General features: G+C 62.3%; 15 protein-coding genes. 8 read left to right on the top strand and 7 right to left on the bottom strand.

The window, feature by feature from the left end; genetic code table 11:
• The first annotated feature begins 32 nt into the window (after positions 1-32).
• The 4 genes from LOY67_RS23865 to LOY67_RS23880 all read left to right on the top strand — a co-directional run bounded on the left by LOY67_RS23865 (position 33) and on the right by LOY67_RS23880 (position 4,012).
• Positions 33-1,328 (top strand): NCS2 family permease, encoded by a 1,296-nt coding sequence (locus tag LOY67_RS23865; protein WP_265064710.1) that lies wholly within the window; start codon positions 33-35, stop codon positions 1,326-1,328.
• Positions 1,325-2,404: a tRNA (uridine(54)-C5)-methyltransferase TrmA gene (gene trmA / locus LOY67_RS23870; protein WP_265064711.1), complete on the top strand. Its 1,080-nt coding sequence runs from the start codon at positions 1,325-1,327 to the stop codon at positions 2,402-2,404. Before LOY67_RS23865 ends, trmA begins: the two co-directional genes overlap by 4 nt.
• A gap of 310 nt (positions 2,405-2,714) precedes the next feature.
• On the top strand, positions 2,715-3,155 hold the full coding sequence (aroQ, locus tag LOY67_RS23875) for a type II 3-dehydroquinate dehydratase (protein WP_047702651.1): 441 nt from the start codon (positions 2,715-2,717) through the stop codon (positions 3,153-3,155).
• A 5-nt stretch (positions 3,156-3,160) separates the two neighbouring features.
• Complete coding sequence (locus LOY67_RS23880) at positions 3,161-4,012, top strand: shikimate dehydrogenase (RefSeq protein WP_265064712.1); 852 nt, start codon at positions 3,161-3,163, stop codon at positions 4,010-4,012.
• A 107-nt stretch (positions 4,013-4,119) separates the two neighbouring features.
• Here the strand turns inward: LOY67_RS23880 and LOY67_RS23885 are convergent, their stop codons facing one another.
• Together LOY67_RS23885 and quiC are read right to left on the bottom strand one after the other, a co-directional pair.
• Positions 4,120-4,797: a TetR family transcriptional regulator gene (locus tag LOY67_RS23885; RefSeq protein ID WP_265064713.1), complete on the bottom strand. Its 678-nt coding sequence runs from the start codon at positions 4,795-4,797 to the stop codon at positions 4,120-4,122.
• Between the two features lie 102 nt (positions 4,798-4,899).
• Entirely contained in the window at positions 4,900-6,801 is a 1,902-nt protein-coding gene (quiC, locus tag LOY67_RS23890; protein WP_265064714.1) for a 3-dehydroshikimate dehydratase QuiC, read from the bottom strand.
• A 272-nt stretch (positions 6,802-7,073) separates the two neighbouring features.
• Here quiC and LOY67_RS23895 point away from each other — a divergent pair, with 272 nt between their 5' ends.
• A complete protein-coding gene (locus tag LOY67_RS23895; RefSeq protein WP_265064715.1) occupies positions 7,074-8,408 on the top strand; it encodes an MFS transporter in 1,335 nt (444 codons plus the stop codon).
• 175 nt (positions 8,409-8,583) lie between these two features.
• On the opposite strand, the gene LOY67_RS23900 is transcribed toward LOY67_RS23895, so the two are convergent.
• Together LOY67_RS23900 and LOY67_RS23905 are read right to left on the bottom strand one after the other, a co-directional pair.
• On the bottom strand, positions 8,584-9,462 hold the full coding sequence (locus LOY67_RS23900) for a DMT family transporter (protein ID WP_265064716.1): 879 nt from the start codon (positions 9,460-9,462) through the stop codon (positions 8,584-8,586).
• 45 nt (positions 9,463-9,507) lie between these two features.
• Complete coding sequence (locus LOY67_RS23905) at positions 9,508-10,284, bottom strand: IclR family transcriptional regulator (RefSeq protein ID WP_265064717.1); 777 nt, start codon at positions 10,282-10,284, stop codon at positions 9,508-9,510.
• Positions 10,285-10,466: 182 nt separating this feature from the next.
• Here LOY67_RS23905 and LOY67_RS23910 point away from each other — a divergent pair, with 182 nt between their 5' ends.
• Positions 10,467-11,354, top strand: a complete 888-nt coding sequence (locus LOY67_RS23910) for a neutral zinc metallopeptidase (RefSeq protein WP_265064718.1) — start codon at positions 10,467-10,469, stop codon at positions 11,352-11,354.
• On the top strand, positions 11,355-12,302 hold the full coding sequence (locus LOY67_RS23915; RefSeq protein WP_265064719.1) for an alpha/beta hydrolase: 948 nt from the start codon (positions 11,355-11,357) through the stop codon (positions 12,300-12,302).
• Positions 12,303-12,427: 125 nt separating this feature from the next.
• On the opposite strand, the gene LOY67_RS23920 is transcribed toward LOY67_RS23915, so the two are convergent.
• The 3 genes from LOY67_RS23920 to LOY67_RS23930 form a co-directional block, all read right to left on the bottom strand.
• Complete coding sequence (locus tag LOY67_RS23920) at positions 12,428-13,021, bottom strand: HAD family hydrolase (RefSeq protein ID WP_265064720.1); 594 nt, start codon at positions 13,019-13,021, stop codon at positions 12,428-12,430.
• On the bottom strand, positions 13,018-13,887 hold the full coding sequence (gene tesB / locus LOY67_RS23925; RefSeq protein ID WP_024780306.1) for an acyl-CoA thioesterase II: 870 nt from the start codon (positions 13,885-13,887) through the stop codon (positions 13,018-13,020). The genes LOY67_RS23920 and tesB overlap by 4 nt, the downstream gene beginning before the upstream one ends.
• A gap of 97 nt (positions 13,888-13,984) precedes the next feature.
• Positions 13,985-14,554, bottom strand: coding sequence for a GNAT family N-acetyltransferase (locus LOY67_RS23930; protein WP_265064721.1), 570 nt, complete (start codon positions 14,552-14,554; stop codon positions 13,985-13,987).
• 83 nt (positions 14,555-14,637) lie between these two features.
• Between LOY67_RS23930 and LOY67_RS23935 the strand changes: the two genes are divergently transcribed.
• Positions 14,638-15,558 carry a histone deacetylase gene (locus tag LOY67_RS23935; protein WP_265064722.1) on the top strand — a complete coding sequence of 307 codons (921 nt, stop codon included), beginning with the start codon at positions 14,638-14,640 and terminating at the stop codon, positions 15,556-15,558.
• The last annotated feature ends 174 nt before the right edge of the window (positions 15,559-15,732 follow it).

Here is a 15,732-nt window from a genome sequence, read left to right on the forward strand (position 1 = left end):
TCACGGCGCCCGGCGCGCCACGGGGAGCAGACATGCTGGAAAGGCTGTTTCAACTCAAGGCACACAACACCAACGTGCGGACCGAGATCCTGGCGGGCGTCACGACGTTCCTGGCCATGGCCTACATTTTGTTCGTCAACCCGAGCATCCTCGGCGAAACCGGCATGGACAAGGGCGCGGTGTTCGTCGCCACCTGCCTGGCGGCGGCCATCGGTTCCACGGTCATGGGCCTGATCGCCAACTACCCGATCGCCCTCGCACCGGGCATGGGCCTGAACGCCTTCTTCACCTACACCGTGGTCCTGCACATGGGCCACACCTGGCAAGTGGCGCTGGGCGCGGTGTTCGTGTCCGCCGTGCTGTTCTTCCTGCTGTCGATCTTTCGCATCCGCGAATGGATCATCAACAGCATCCCCCTGCCCCTGCGCTCGGCCATTGCCGCCGGCATCGGCCTGTTCCTGGCGCTGATCGCCCTGGGCAACGCCGGCATCGTGGTGAAGAACCCGGCGACCATGGTCGGCCTCGGTGACCTGAAACAACCGGCACCGATTCTCGCCACGCTCGGTTTTGTCCTGATCGTCGCCCTCGAAGCACTGAAAGTGCGCGGGGCGGTGCTGATCGGCATCCTCGCGGTGACCATCGTCTCGATCCTGATGGGCTTCACCCCGTTCGGCGGCGTGATGTCGATGCCGCCCTCCCTGGCCCCGACCTTCCTGCAACTGGACATCAAGGGCGCCCTGGACATCGGTCTGGTGAGCGTGATCTTCGCCTTCCTCTTCGTCGACCTGTTCGACAACTCCGGCACCCTGATCGGCGTCGCCAAGCGCGCCGGGTTGATGGGCAAGGACGGGCACATGCCGAAGATGGGCCGTGCGCTGATCGCCGACAGCACCGCCGCCATGGCCGGTTCGCTGCTGGGCACCTCCACCACCACCAGCTACATCGAGTCGGCGGCGGGCGTCAGTGCCGGCGGCCGCACCGGGCTGACCGCCATCGTCGTGGCGATCCTGTTCCTGCTGGCGCTGTTCTTCTCGCCACTGGCCGCCAGCGTGCCCGCCTTTGCCACCGCCCCGGCCTTGCTGTTCGTGGCCGTGCTGATGACCTCGGGCCTGGCGGAAATCGACTGGGACGACATCACCGTCGCCGCTCCGGTGGTGATTACCGCACTGGCGATGCCGTTCACTTACTCCATCGCCAACGGCATTGCCTTCGGTTTCATCGCCTGGACCGCCATCAAGCTGGTGTCCGGCCGTGGCCGTGAGCTGAACCCGGCGCTGGTCATCCTGTCGATCCTGTTCGTGATCAAGTTGGGTTGGTTCAACGCATGACTTTTGATACCCAGGCCTACACCGCCCAGCTCCAGGACAAGGTCGCCCGCTTGCGCGACCTGTTGGCGCCGTTCGATGCACCGGAGCCGGCCGTGTTCGACTCGCCGCTGCAGAACTTCCGTTTGCGCGCCGAATTCCGCCTCTGGCGCGAGGCCGGCGAGCGGCATTACGCGATGTTCTCCCAGGACGACAAGCGCACGCCGATCCTCATCGAGCAATTCCCCATCGCCAGCCTGCGCATCAACCAGTTGATGCCCCGACTCAAGGCCGCCTGGCAAGCCAGCGCGCCCCTGAGCCACAAGCTGTTCCAGGTGGAGTTCCTGACCACCCTGGCGGGCGATGCGATGATCACCCTGTGTTATCACCGTCCACTGGATGAGCACTGGCACGCCGCGGCAACGAAACTGGCGAGCGACCTGGGCGTCAGCATCATTGGTCGCTCCAAGGGCAAGCGCGAAGTGATCGGCCACGACTATGTGGTGGAGAAACTCGACGTGGGCGGTCGCACCTTCAGCTATCGCCAGCCGGAAGGCGCCTTCACCCAGCCCAACGGCACCGTGAACCAGAAGATGCTCAACTGGGCTTATGAAGCCTTGGGCGATCGCAGCGACGATCTGCTGGAGCTGTACTGCGGCAACGGCAACTTCACCCTGCCCCTGGCGACCCGTGTGCGCAAAGTGCTGGCCACCGAAATCAGCAAGACTTCGGTGAACGCGGCGCTGAGCAACCTCAGCGAAAACGCGGTGGATAACGTGACCCTGGTGCGCCTGTCGGCCGAAGAACTGACCGAAGCCTTGAACGAAGTCCGGCCATTCCGTCGCCTGCACGGCATCGACCTGAAAAGCTACGCATTCGGCAGCGTCTTCGTCGACCCGCCCCGCGCCGGCATGGACCCGGACACCTGCGAGCTGACCCGGCGCTTCGAGAACATCCTGTACATCTCCTGCAACCCCGACACCCTCGCCGCGAACATCGCGCAACTGCACGACACCCACCGCATCACGCGCTGCGCGTTGTTCGACCAGTTCCCATGGACCCACCACATGGAATCCGGGGTGTTGTTGAGCCGGCGGTAAGTCCTTCCTTTTGAGGTGAAGGATTACTCTGTGGCGAGGGGATTTATCCCCGCTGGGCTGCTAAGCAGCCCCAAGCTCTTCAGTCCAGCAAAAGCTTGCGAGCGCTGCGCACTCGAGCGGGGATAAATCCCCTCGCCACATTTCATCACTCGCCACAATCTCCCCTGCCTGATTGAGAGCTGGTGTTCGATCATCGAACACTTAATGGCTATGGACGTCGGGTTTATTTGACCAAATTAACCATCTAGTACAATTTATCTCCACCGGCTGAATCAACCGAAGCCGACAATAACAATGTGGAGATACTGCAATGCCTCCGATCGTTCTGGTGCTGAACGGCCCGAACCTGAACCTGCTCGGTACCCGCGAGCCCGCCACCTACGGCCATGAAACCCTGGCGGATATCTCGGCGCTGTGCGGCCGTGCCGCTGAAGAGTTCGGCCTGGCGGTGGAGTTTCGCCAGACCAACCAGGAAAGCGAGTTGCTGGACTGGATTCACGGCGCCCGTGGCCGCTGTGCCGGTATCGTCATCAACCCGGCAGCCTGGACCCACACGTCTGTGGCGATCCGCGATGCGCTGGTCGCCAGCGAAGTACCGGTGATCGAAGTCCACCTGTCCAACGTCCATGCCCGGGAAACGTTCCGTCACCACTCCTTCGTTTCATCCGTCGCCATCGGTGTGATGTGCGGCTTTGGCAGCCATGGCTATCGCCTGGCCCTGGAACATTTCAGTCAGCGGTTGAAAGGTTGAAGCGCATGTCGAATAGCACCGTACTGGCCGGCCTGATCGGCGCAGGCATCCAGGCGTCTCGCACCCCCGCGCTCCATGAGCATGAAGGCGATGCCCAAGGCATCCGTTATCTGTACCGATTGATCGACCTTGACGCGTTGAAACTCGACAGCAGTGCCCTGCCCGATCTGCTGACGGCCGCCGAGCGCATGAACTTCACCGGCCTGAACATCACCTTCCCCTGCAAGCAGGCAATCATCCCGTTGCTGGATGAGCTCTCGGCCGAGGCCCGCGGCATTGGCGCGGTGAATACCGTTGTGCTCAAGGACGGCAAGCGCATCGGTCACAACACCGACTGCCTCGGGTTTGCCGAGGGTTTTCGCCGCGGCCTCAGCGATGTTGCGCGTCGATCCGTGGTGCAGATGGGCGCCGGAGGTGCCGGTGCAGCCGTCGCCCATGCGCTACTGGCGGAAGGAGTGCAGACGCTGAGCATTTTTGACGTCGAGTTCAGCCGCGCCGAAGCACTGGCAAACAATTTAAACCAACACTTCGGCGCCGGTCGCGCCCGTGCCGGGCACGATTTGCCCACGGCCATGGCCGAGGCGGACGGCCTGGTCAATACCACGCCGATGGGCATGGCGAAACTGCCCGGCATGCCGGTGCCGGTGGAGTTTTTGCGGGGCGAATTGTGGGTCGCGGAAATCGTCTACTTCCCGCTGGAAACCGAACTGCTGCGCAATGCCCGGGCCCTGGGTTGCCGCACGCTGGATGGCGGCAACATGGCAGTGTTCCAGGCTGTGAAGGCGTTTGAACTGTTCAGCGGTATCGCGCCGGATGCACAGCGGATGCTGGAGCATTTCCAGAGCATGAATCACTGAAAAACCCTGTGGGAGCGAGCCTGCTCGCGATAGCGGTGTGTCAGTCGAAATATCAATGACTGACACACCGCTTCGCGAGCAGGCTCGCTCCCACAAAGGGTTCGGCGTCAGGCTTGCAGGTAGCGCAACACCGACTCGCAGATCATCTGGCGATGGCGCTGCTTGATCGCTGCGTCCGACAGATCGATCTGGAAAATCTCGCCGAAGGTGTGACGGTTGGACACCCGGTGAAAACAGAACGAACTGATCAGTAGGTGCACATCCTGCGGTTCGAGGCCGGTACGGAATACACCTTCTTCGGCGCCGCGGCGCAGAATCAGGTCCAGGGCGTCGAGGATGCTGCTGTTCATCGCCTTGATCACGCTTGATTGCTTGACGTACTCGGCGTTGTGGATGTTCTCGATAGAGACGATGCGCACGAAATCCACGTTGCGGTCGTGGTGGTCGAAGGTGAACTCCACCAGGCGTCGGATTGCGTCGACCGGTGCCAGCTCTGCCAGGTGCAGGCGGCTTTCGGTGCTGCGGATATCGCCGTAGAGTTTTTCCAGCACCTCGATGTACAACTGCTCCTTGCTATTGAAGTAGTAGTAGATCATCCGCTTGGAGGTGTGGATGCGTTCAGCGATGGCATCGACCCGGGCGCCGGCCAGGCCCTGCTGGACAAACTCGACGATGGCTTCCTGAAGAATGTTTTCCCGGGTCTTTTCCGGGTTGTTCTTGCGACTCTTGCGCGGCGCGACGAGAGGCTCGTCGAGGGCGGCGGACAGTTCTGGATTCATAGTCATTGCGGGCTCACGGCCATCACTGCACAGGCTGGCGATTATGGGCTGCGCCGTGCAGTGAAGGAAGGCACAGGGTTGCCGTTTACTGCCGCGTTTACGATTTCCCTACAACTTGGCGTGCCGCAAGCCACCGCTGCGGGACTTGGCCATGGCCGCCAACCGTACCGCGACGTTGGCCGCGCCATACCCGGCATAACCGTTCTTGCGCTGGATGATTTCAAAGAAGAATCGCCCTTCGAACGGTTCGGTGTAGACATGAAACAGCTCGCCGCCCTGGGCGTCACGGTCGTACAACACGTTGAAGTAGGCCAGTTCGCTGAGAAATTCATCGTCGAAATCGAAACGTGCCGCCAGGTCGTCGTAATAGTTGAGCGGAATATCCAGCAACGGCACGCCGGCCTCTTTGGCGCGGCTGACCTGGGCGAAGATATCATCGCAGTCGAAGGCGATGTGATGCACACCGGAACCGCGATAACTCGACAGCGCGTGGGAGATCGCGGTGTTGCGGTTCTCGGAAATATTCAGGGGCAAGCGGATCGAACTGCAGCGACTGCGCAGGGCACGGCTCTTCACCAGGCCATAAGGGTCGGGCAACACCACTTCGTCGTCGGCCTCGAAATCCAGCAGGCTCTTGTAGAACAGCACCCAACTGTCGAGGCTGTCGGCCGGCAGTGCCATTGCCATGTGGTCGATACGCTTGAGGCCCGCGCCGATGACCGCACCCGGTTGCAGGTTGAAATCCGTTCCGTAGACGTCCGCTTCCTGGTCCACCAGGTAGATCAGGCTGCCGTCCGGTGCGCGCACCGCCGCCAACTCCAACTCGTTGGGCCCCACCAGGCCGCGATAAGGCTGCCCCTTGTAATCCACCGCCCGCTTCAGGGCGCTGGCACTGTCTTTCACCCGCACCGCGGTGGCGCACAGCGACGGTCCATGGGCTTCGAAAAAGCTGTGGGCAAAGGAATACGGTTCACAGTTGAGGATCAGGTTGATATCGCCCTGGCGCAGCAGGCTCACATTCTTGGAGCGATGCTGACCGGCCTTGACGAAGCCCAGCCGTTCCAGCCAGTGGGACAGCTTGGCGCCGAGGTTATCGTCCACGGCAAACTCAAGAAACTCGATGCCGTCGTATTCGCTGGCCGATGGCGGGGCAAACAATGTATCGAGGTTGGCCACCGGCGCAGCTTCCGCGGCCAGGCGCTGGCGGGTCTTCTCCTCCAGGTACAGCAACGAACGCAGGCCATCGGCGGCATTGGCCCGTGGCGGCGCGGCACGGAAACCGTCGTTGAAGATCTCCAGCGACAGCGGCCCGGTGTAGCCGCTCTTGATGATCGGCGCCAGGAAGCCCGGCAGGTCGAATTCGCCCTGCCCCGGGAAGCAACGGAAATGCCGGCTCCACTCCAGCACGTCCATCGCCAGGATCGGCGCGTCGGCCATCTGCACGAAAAAAATCTTCTCGCCAGGGATCTCGGCGATGGCACTCGGGTCTCCCTTGAGGGACAAGGTATGGAAGCTGTCGAGCAGCACACCCAGGCTGGGGTGATCGGCCTGGCGCACAATGTTCCAGACCTGTTGATAAGTATTCACGTGCCGCCCCCAGGCCAGCGCCTCGTAACCGATGCGCAAGCCCCGCGCCCCAGCCCGCTCGGCCAGCAGCCGCAGGTCGTCCACCAGAATCCGCTCGTCGCCCAGGCTGTCGGCCGCGGCGTTGCTGCACACCAGCACCAGGTCGGTGCCGAGTTCTAGCATCAGGTCGAATTTGCGCTCAGCACGCTCGAGGTTGCGGGACAGGCGATCACGGCGACAACCTTCAAAGTCACGAAACGGCTGGAACAGCGTGATCGCAATGCCCAGGTCGGCGCACATCTGCCGGATTTCCCGAGGGCTGCCGTCGTAATACAGAAGGTCGTTCTCGAATATTTCCACTCCGTCGAAACCGGCGGCGGCAATGGCTTCGAGCTTTTCCGGCAGGGTACCGCTCAAGGATACGGTGGCAATGGAACGCTGCATGGGTTCGGCTCCCGGGACAGGCATCGGCTACAGAAGGTTCGCCGCTTTTGAAAGAGTGGAGAGATTATTGAGGCGCCAAAGCCTTTCAGCAATTTAATATGTACCACCCAGTTAGTTTTTTGGGCGATTATCGAACAAAATGCCCTGGGGCGAATTGACGACTTTTCGTCCACTGCGCACCATCAGCACCACATTGACGCAGGCCCAAAGCGCCGGCATCAATGGATGAAACCCCGACCACCCCATAAGAATTTCAAAAACGGGTACACCCTATGAATCCTTCCCAAAGTTCCTCCCTGACCCCAGGCGTGGGTGCCACGACCGGCGGCGTCGGCGACAAGATCCGCGGCGCCCTCGCCGTAGGCAAGACCCGTTGGGGCATGCTCGCGCTGGTGTTTTTCGCCACTACCCTCAACTACATCGACCGTGCCGCCCTGGGCGTGATGCAGCCCATTCTCGCCAAGGAAATGAGCTGGACGGCGATGGATTACGCCAACATCAACTTCTGGTTCCAGGTCGGCTATGCCGTCGGCTTCATCCTGCAGGGCCGGTTGATCGACCGGATCGGCGTCAAGCGCGTGTTCTTCTTCGCCGTGCTGCTCTGGAGCCTGGCGACCGGCGCCCATGGCCTGGCGACTTCCGCGGCGGGCTTCATGGTCTGCCGCTTCATCCTGGGCCTCACCGAAGCAGCCAACTACCCGGCCTGTGTGAAGACCACCCGGCTGTGGTTCCCGGCGGGTGAGCGGGCCGTGGCCACCGGCATCTTCAACGCTGGGACCAACGTCGGCGCCATGTTCACGCCCATGCTGCTGCCACTGGTCCTGCAAGTATGGGGCTGGCAGGCGGCGTTCCTGTGCATGGCTGCACTGGGCGGGATCTGGTTGTTGTTCTGGGGCCTGAAATACTTCAACCCTGAAGACCACCCCAGCGTCAAACAGTCGGAACTGGACTACATCCAACGTGAGAGCGAACCGGAACAGGCCCGCGTGCCCTTCTCCCGCATTCTGCGCATGCGCGGCACCTGGGCGTTCGCCCTGGCCTACTCGATCACGGCACCGGTGTTCTGGTTCTATCTCTACTGGCTGCCACCGTTCCTGAACCAGCAATACAGCCTGGGCATCAACGTGACCCAGATGGGCATCCCGCTGATCATCATTTACCTCACCGCCGACTTCGGTAGCGTGGGCGGCGGCATCCTCTCTTCGTTCCTGATCGGCCGTGGCCTCAATCCGATCAAGGCACGACTGGTCTCCATGCTGCTGTTCGCCTGCTGCATCGTCGGTGTGATCATGGCCGCCGGTGCCAGCAACCTGTGGATGGCGGTGTTCGCCATTTCCCTGGCCATCGGCGCGCACCAGGCCTGGACCGCCAACATCTGGAGCCTGGTGATGGACTACACGCCCAAGCACATGATGAGCACGGTGTTCGGCTTCGGCGGCATGTGCGCGGCCATCGGTGGGATGTTCATGACCCAGCTGGTGGGGCACATCCTGACGGTGACCAATAACAACTACACGGTGTTGTTCACCCTGATTCCGGCGATGTACTTCACGGCCCTGATCTGGCTGTACTTCATGGCACCGCGCAAGATTCCGACGCTGGATTGATATCCGTCAGCTCAAGCAGACACCCTGTCTTTGTGGCGAGGGGATTTATCCCCGCTGGCTGCGAAGCAGCCCCAAGAATTGAGAACGCGATTGATCTGGCTCACCGCATTCCCAGGATTTTGGGGCTGCTTCGCAGCCCAGCGGGGATAAATCCCCTCGCCACAGGTGGTCCGGGTCATTTGCGCCGCTGCTGCCAGGCAGCGGCCAATCCACTGAGACAGATCAGCACAATACCCAGCACTGTGGTCAGTGTCGGTGTGTGGCTGAACAGCAGCCAACCCAGCAGGCCGGCGAACACGATCTGGCAATAACTGAAGGGCGCCAGCAGCGCCGGGGCGGCAACGCGAAAGGCCTGGGTCAGCATCAGGTGCGCCGTCATTCCACAGGCCCCCAGCGCCAACATCATCGCCCCATGCAACAGGCTCGGCACCTGCCAGAAGAACGGCACCAGCACGCTCATCACCAAGGTGTTGCACAGGCCGGCGAAAAAATTGCTGGTGGTCGGGCTGTCGACTTCGCTGAGCTTGCGCGTGAGCAACTGATAGAAACAGAAGAACAGCGCCGAGCAGAACGGCAGCAGCACCGCCGGAGTGAACAGGTCTCCGCCCGGATGGACGATGATCAACACGCCGATGAAGCCGAAAATCACCGCCACCCATTGCCCACGCGTCACCCGTTCACCCAGCAACGGCACCGACAACGCGGTGACCAGCACGGGGGCCAGAAAGTTGACCGCCGTCGCTTCGGCCAAGGGGATGTACAGCAGCGACGTGGTGAAAAACAGACTGGTGCCCAGCAGGCACAACGCCCGCGCCAACTGCCACAGCGGACGCTTCGTGCGCAGCACCCGCAACCCCGAGCGCGGCAGGAAGATGCCCGCCATCAGCAGCGTGTGCACCACGTAACGGGCCCACACCACCATGATGATCGGATAGAAACCCGAGAGGTATTTCGACAGCGCGTCGTGGCTGGAAAACAGGAACGTCGCGAAGACAATCAGCAGGATGCCCTTGAGGGCCTGATTGACACCGGAAAGCGGGGTGCTGACGGTCATGGGGGATCCTGGGTTACGTAATGTAGGGGCCAATATCTGCGAGTGTCAGTTGAACAGCTCCGATGCCTGGCTCGCTTGCGACAGTTCCTCGGCAAACATCAGCAAGGTCGGGGCCAACTCATGCAACCGCGCCTGCGTCATCCGTGCGCTGGGCCCGGCAACGCTGAGTACGCCGACGATCCGGCCGTCCAGCGGATGTCGCACCACGGCGGCAATGGCCGAAGTGCCGACCGCCGAGCTTTCCTCGACACAGGCATACCCCTGCACGCGGGCCGAGCGCAGGTATTCGAGCAGTTCATGGGTGCTGTGGGGCGCGTTTGGGCCCACGTCCGCAGGTACCTGCGCCGCCTGGCGCTCCACCAGCGCCAGCGCCTCGGCATCGCTCATGCACGCCAGCCAGGCATGGCCCGACGCCGTATAGAACAGCGGCGTCTCGCGGCCCATGTCCGGGTCGTAGCGCAAACCGGACCGGGCCCCCTGGGACTTGGCAATCCAGGTCTGGCGATCCCCTTCGATGACGCCCAGGCGCACCAGCTCACCGGTTTCCCGGGCCAGACGGTCCAGCACCGGCTGCACGATGTCGGCACCGCTGCGCGAGAGGTAGCGAAAGCCCAGGGCGATCAACCGGGTGGACACGTGATAGCGCAGGTTCTCGGGGTTCTGACGCACGTAGCCCAAGCGCATCAGCTCGGCGAGCAAGCGGTGGGTGGCACTCTTGGGGATCTGCAGTTGTTCGGCCAGCCCTTGAAGCGGCCAGCCGCGAGGTTCGCTGGCAAGACTTTCCAGCACATCGAAAACCCGTTCAATTTGACTTCCGGCCATGGGACCCTGATGTAATGTTGTCGATTCCAGAATATGCGAAGTCTAATTCAGATTCTGGAACCAAGTACACATTCATCGACCGATGCTCCCACAGGGTGCTTATGTCAGAAATCTGTTAGTAAACTGGCGGCATTCCGACTCAACGGCAACACTGTCCACACGGTCAATCAGAGGACTCCCACATGCTATGGAAAAAAGGTCGCCGCAGTGACAACGTGGTAGACGCCCGTGGCGATGGTGACGGAGGCGGTGGCGGGATGCGCTTTGGCGGTGGCAAGGGACTGAGCCTGACGGCCATTCTGCTGATCGTCGGCATCGGCTGGATCACCGGCCAGGATCCGATGCAGATCCTCGGGCAACTGGCCGGGCAGATGGACCAGTCCCCGCCCTCCTCTTCTCAAACCCGCCAGGCGCCACCGGCCAACGATGAACAGGCCGAATTCGTGCGTTCGATCCTCGGCGACACCGAAGACACCTGGGGCCAGGTCTTCCAGCAGGCCGGACGCCAATACCAGCAACCCAAACTGGTGCTGTTCAGCGGTCGGGTCAACTCGGCATGCGGCCTCGCCTCGTCGGCAACCGGGCCGTTCTATTGCCCGGCGGATCGGCAGGTCTACCTGGACATGAGCTTCTTCAAGGAGATGTCCCAACGCTTCTCCGCCGCCGGGGACTTCGCCCAGGCTTATGTCATCGCCCATGAAGTCGGCCACCATGTACAGACGTTGCTCGGTGTGTCGGCGAAAATCCAGGAGGCTCGCCAGCAAGGTCGGCAGATGGAAGGCGACGGCGGTTTGCTGGTGCGCCAGGAATTGCAGGCCGATTGCCTGGCCGGCGTCTGGGCCAACCATGCGCAGAAGCGCCTGAACTGGCTGGAGCCGGGAGACGTCGAAGAAGCGCTGAATGCCGCCAACGCCATCGGTGACGATCGCTTGCAGCAACAAGGCCAGGGCCGTGTGGTGCCGGACTCCTTCACCCACGGCACGTCGGCGCAGCGGGTGCGCTGGTTCAAGGCCGGCTTCGCCCAGGGTCAGGTCAGCCAATGCGACACCTTTGCGGCGAAAAACCTGTAGATGAAATGGGCAGCGTTGCTCGCACTGGTGCTGTACAGCCTCTTCGCCCAGGCTGACGAACACGGCGTGAACACGGTGGCGCAGGGGCGGCTGCAGCTCAAGGGCGGCAGCATGGTGGTCGGGGTGAGCCCGCCCCCGGCGTCTATCCAGCGCGTGCTGATCGTCCTCCACGGGCGGCTGCGCAATGCCGACACCTACCTGCACAGCGCCGAGAAAGCGGCCAATCAGGCTGGACAGCTATCCACCACACTGATCATCGCTCCGCAGTTTCTCAACGAGCAGGATGTCACCCGCCATCAACTCCCCAGCGACCTGCTGCGCTGGCAAGGTAACGACTGGATGGCCGGTGGCTTATCCACAGGGCCGAAACCGGTCAGTGCCTACCAGGTTCTCGACGACATCGTCGCGCGGGTCAGCGACCGGCAGCAGTTTCCCGATGTGAAGGAAATCGTCATTGCCGGTCATTCTGGCGGTGCCCAGGTGGCCCAGCGCTATGCCTTGCTCGCCCATGGGCAATACCGGATCGCTCCACGCTTCGTCATCGCCAACCCGTCGTCCTATGCCTACTTCGATGCACAACGGCCGATGGCGTTCGACCCTGGCGGCTGTCCCGGTTTCAATCGCTGGAAATACGGCCTGCACAACCTCCCCGCCTATGCCGTCGGACAGACAGCCGCCCAACTGGAAGAGAACTACATCAAGCGCGACATCACCTACCTGCTCGGGCAACAGGACGTCGACCCCGAGCACCCGGCGCTGGATAAAAGCTGTGAAGCACAGACCCAGGGGCCGTATCGGTTGCTGCGCGGGCATTTCTTCTTCGACTACCTGACCCGACGCCACCCTGTGGGGCTGAACCAGCGGCTGATCGAAGTGCCGGGGGTGGGGCATGATGGGGATGGGATGTTCAATTCGGCTGAGGGGCTGAGGGCTTTATTCGGGCAGTGAAGCCCTCATCGCGAGCAGGCTCGCTCCCACAGAAGATCGGTGTCGGTCACAAAACCTGCGATCACAGCGGATCTATTGTGGGAGCGAGCCTGCTCGCGATAGCGATTGACCTGTCAACCTGTCTCTCAAGCCGAAAGCATCCGCCGCAACTCGCCACAATCCCGGGCATGCCAATCCGTCAGCTCCGGCCACGGATTGTCCGGCAGGTTCACCAGCACCGTCCGCGCCCCCGCCGCACGACCACAATCCAGGTCAAAACGGTAATCGCCGACCATCACCATGGCCGCGGGCGCCACGTTCCAGGCTTCGGCCAGTTTCAACAGGCCACCCGGGTGCGGCTTGGGTGGTGCTTCGTCACGGCCCAGCACGTCCTCCACGGCGAAACAATCGGCCAGGCCGATGGCTTCGAGCGTCACATGGGCCAGTTCCCGGGCGTTGCGGGTCAGGATCCCCAGGCGATAGCCACGCCCGGCCAAGTCACGCACCAGCTCGACCGCCCCCGGCGCCGGCCTCGAACCCAGCGCCAGGTCGCGCTCGTGCTCCAGCAGCCAGGCATGTTTGGCCGCGGCTTCTTCGGCCGGCAATGCCGCCAGGTGGGTCAGGATGTCGTCTTCGGCCGGAATCGCCAGGGCCACGCGAATCGCCGCGAAATCATGCACGGCGATGGTCAGCGTGCCATCCATGTCGAACACCCAGTGCCGTATATCAACCAGGCTCATGCCCAGTCCTTGCGATGCCGGATCAGGCCTTCCTGGGTCACCGATGCCACCAGTTGCCCGGCGCGGTTGAACACGCTGCCACGGGAAAACCCGCGAGAATTGCCGGCCCAGGGGCTGTCCATGGCGTAGAGCAACCAATCATCGGCACGCAGGTCGGCATGGAACCACAAGGCATGGTCAAGGCTGGCGACCTGCATGTCCTTCTGCCAGACCGATTTGCCATGGGGCAGCATCGAGGTGGTCAGCAGGCCGAAGTCCGAAGCGTAGGCCAGCAGGTATTTATGCAGCGCCGGAGAATCCGCCAGGGCGCCATCGGCGCGGAACCACACGTATTTGACCGGGTCGGCCGGTTGCGGGTTGTACGGGTCTTTTTCCGTGACCGGGCGCACCTCGATCGGCTTGGGGCAGAGCAGTTTTTCGCGCATGTGCTCGGGCAACAGGTGCGCCCGCTGCTGGGTCAGCTCCAGTTCGGAGGGCAGGTTTTCCGGCCCGACGACCTGGGGCATGGTGCTCTGGTGCTCGAAACCCTGCTCGTCGTACTGGAACGAGGCACTGCAGGTGAAGATCGGATTGCCTTTCTGGATCGCCGTGACCCGGCGGGTGCTGAAGCTGCCGCCGTCACGCACCCGGTCCACCTGATAGACCACCGGCAACGCCGCGTCACCCGGACGCAGGAAATAGCCATGCATCGAATGTACATGGCGCGCTTCTTCCACGGTCTGGCTGGCCGCCGATAGCGACTGGCCCAGCACTTGGCCGCCGAACAACTGGCGGAACCCCAGGTCCTGGCTGCGACCGCGGAACAGGTTCTCTTCGATCGGTTCCAGGGTCAGTAGGTCGACCAGATCTTCCAACACGTGGCTCATTCAGACTTCCTCACACAGCACACCGCGCAGTCTGCGCTACGACGGTGGATCAATTGTTGGCCCACTTCTCGCGGGCAGTGTAGACGTCCGTGTCGGGTTAACCGTGCAGGGTCTGCAACCACTGCTCGCGGTTGATGCGATAGAGCACATGGTGACGCAATGGATGACCGACCGCGAGTTTTGGATGTTCGAAGTCGTCAGCCGGGTCATGGTGCATGCCGATCGCCTGCATGACCTTCTGCGACGGCAGGTTATCGGTCGAGGTGAACGCCACCACTTCGTCCAGCCCCAGGCGGTCGAACCCACAGCGCAGCGCTGTCCAGGCGGCTTCGCTGGCATAACCCAGGCCCCAGTGCTCCCGGGCCAGGCGCCAGCCGATCTCGATGGCCGGCGTGAAGTGCGCGTCGAATCCCACCACACCCAACCCGGTGAAACCGATAAAGGCACCGGTGTCCTTGCGCTCCAGTGCCCACAAGCCAAAACCATGTTCGGCAAAATGCCCACGCACGCGTCCGATCAGCGCGGCGCTTTCAAGGCGACTCAGGGGCGCCGGGAAGTAACGCATCACCTGGGGATCGGCAGACATGGCCGCAAACTCCGGCAAATCCTCATCGCGCCACTGCCGCATCAGCAGCCGTGCACTTTCCAGTTCCAGTATCGGCTCCATCTTCACTCCCTTTCCATGCCACACGGGCCACTAGAGTCTACATCGCTGGTAGGATCCGTCACTCAATCACCGCTGAAAACACCATGCCGCTGCCGCTTATCTATCACGAAGACTACAGTCCCGAATTCCCGGCGGAACACCGCTTCCCCATGGACAAATTCCGCTTGCTGCGCGACCACCTGGTGGACAGCGGGCTGACCCGCGACGCGGACCTGTTGCGCCCGTCGCTGTGCCCAGCCGAAATCCTCGCCCTGGCCCATGATCGCGTCTATATCGAACGCTACATGGGTGGTGAGTTGTCCCGCGAAGACCAACGGCGCCTCGGTCTACCTTGGAGCGAGGCCCTGGCCCGGCGAACGGTTCGCGCCGTGGGCGGTTCACTGCTGGCGGCCGAGCAGGCCCTCGAACACGGGCTGGCCTGTCATCTGGCCGGAGGCACCCATCATGCCCATTACGACCACCCCGCCGGTTTTTGCATTTTCAACGACCTGGCAGTGATCAGCCGCTATTTCCTCGCTACTGGCCGGGTCTCGCGGGTGCTGATCTTCGACTGCGACGTGCATCAGGGCGACGGTACCGCCCGAATACTCCATGACACCCCGGACGCCGTGACAGTTTCCTTGCACTGCGAAAAGAATTTTCCCGCGCGCAAGGCCCAAAGCGACTGGGACATTCCATTGCCGATGGGCATGGAAGACGCCGCCTACCTGAAGGTGGTGGACGACGCCCTCAACTACCTGCTGCCGCTCTACCAGCCCGACTTGGTGCTGTATGACGCCGGTGTCGATGTTCACAAGGACGACGCCCTCGGCTACCTGAAGCTGACAGACGAAGGCCTCGCCGCCCGGGATGAGAGCGTCATGCGCCATTGCCTGGGGCGCGACATCCCGGTGGTCGGGGTGATCGGCGGCGGCTACAGCAAGGACCGCAAGGCCCTGGCCCGGCGCCATGGGATCCTGCATCACAGCGCACAAAAGGTCTGGACGTCATCAGGTTGTCATTGAAACCTGGGTGCGTTACCCACATTCGCTGTGGAGCGGCCTGTGGATAACCTGAGCGAAACGGCCTGTAGCCCATGCTGCGTATAGTTTGTAGAGGTCTGGCTGTTTTTTAACCACATTTCAGCAACACCCTCATCCCCCTGTGGGAGCGAGCCTGCTCGCGATAGCAGTCGACCA

The sequence above is a fragment of the Pseudomonas sp. B21-056 genome (assembly GCF_026016325.1).
Classification (GTDB): domain Bacteria; phylum Pseudomonadota; class Gammaproteobacteria; order Pseudomonadales; family Pseudomonadaceae; genus Aquipseudomonas.

What these genes read in the sequence shown, in the direction of transcription:
- aroQ (WP_047702651.1), top strand. Translation starts at nt 2,715, where the DNA reads ATGCCTCCGATCGTTCTGGTGCTGAACGGCCCGAACCTGAACCTGCTC.
- LOY67_RS23900 (WP_265064716.1), bottom strand. Translation starts at nt 9,462, where the DNA reads ATGACCGTCAGCACCCCGCTTTCCGGTGTCAATCAGGCCCTCAAGGGC.
- trmA (WP_265064711.1), top strand. Translation starts at nt 1,325, where the DNA reads ATGACTTTTGATACCCAGGCCTACACCGCCCAGCTCCAGGACAAGGTC.
- tesB (WP_024780306.1), bottom strand. Translation starts at nt 13,887, where the DNA reads ATGAGCCACGTGTTGGAAGATCTGGTCGACCTACTGACCCTGGAACCG.
- LOY67_RS23880 (WP_265064712.1), top strand. Translation starts at nt 3,161, where the DNA reads ATGTCGAATAGCACCGTACTGGCCGGCCTGATCGGCGCAGGCATCCAG.
- LOY67_RS23910 (WP_265064718.1), top strand. Translation starts at nt 10,467, where the DNA reads ATGCTATGGAAAAAAGGTCGCCGCAGTGACAACGTGGTAGACGCCCGT.
- LOY67_RS23935 (WP_265064722.1), top strand. Translation starts at nt 14,638, where the DNA reads ATGCCGCTGCCGCTTATCTATCACGAAGACTACAGTCCCGAATTCCCG.
- LOY67_RS23885 (WP_265064713.1), bottom strand. Translation starts at nt 4,797, where the DNA reads ATGACTATGAATCCAGAACTGTCCGCCGCCCTCGACGAGCCTCTCGTC.
- LOY67_RS23895 (WP_265064715.1), top strand. Translation starts at nt 7,074, where the DNA reads ATGAATCCTTCCCAAAGTTCCTCCCTGACCCCAGGCGTGGGTGCCACG.
- quiC (WP_265064714.1), bottom strand. Translation starts at nt 6,801, where the DNA reads ATGCAGCGTTCCATTGCCACCGTATCCTTGAGCGGTACCCTGCCGGAA.
- LOY67_RS23865 (WP_265064710.1), top strand. Translation starts at nt 33, where the DNA reads ATGCTGGAAAGGCTGTTTCAACTCAAGGCACACAACACCAACGTGCGG.
- LOY67_RS23905 (WP_265064717.1), bottom strand. Translation starts at nt 10,284, where the DNA reads ATGGCCGGAAGTCAAATTGAACGGGTTTTCGATGTGCTGGAAAGTCTT.
- LOY67_RS23930 (WP_265064721.1), bottom strand. Translation starts at nt 14,554, where the DNA reads ATGGAGCCGATACTGGAACTGGAAAGTGCACGGCTGCTGATGCGGCAG.
- LOY67_RS23920 (WP_265064720.1), bottom strand. Translation starts at nt 13,021, where the DNA reads ATGAGCCTGGTTGATATACGGCACTGGGTGTTCGACATGGATGGCACG.
- LOY67_RS23915 (WP_265064719.1), top strand. Translation starts at nt 11,355, where the DNA reads ATGAAATGGGCAGCGTTGCTCGCACTGGTGCTGTACAGCCTCTTCGCC.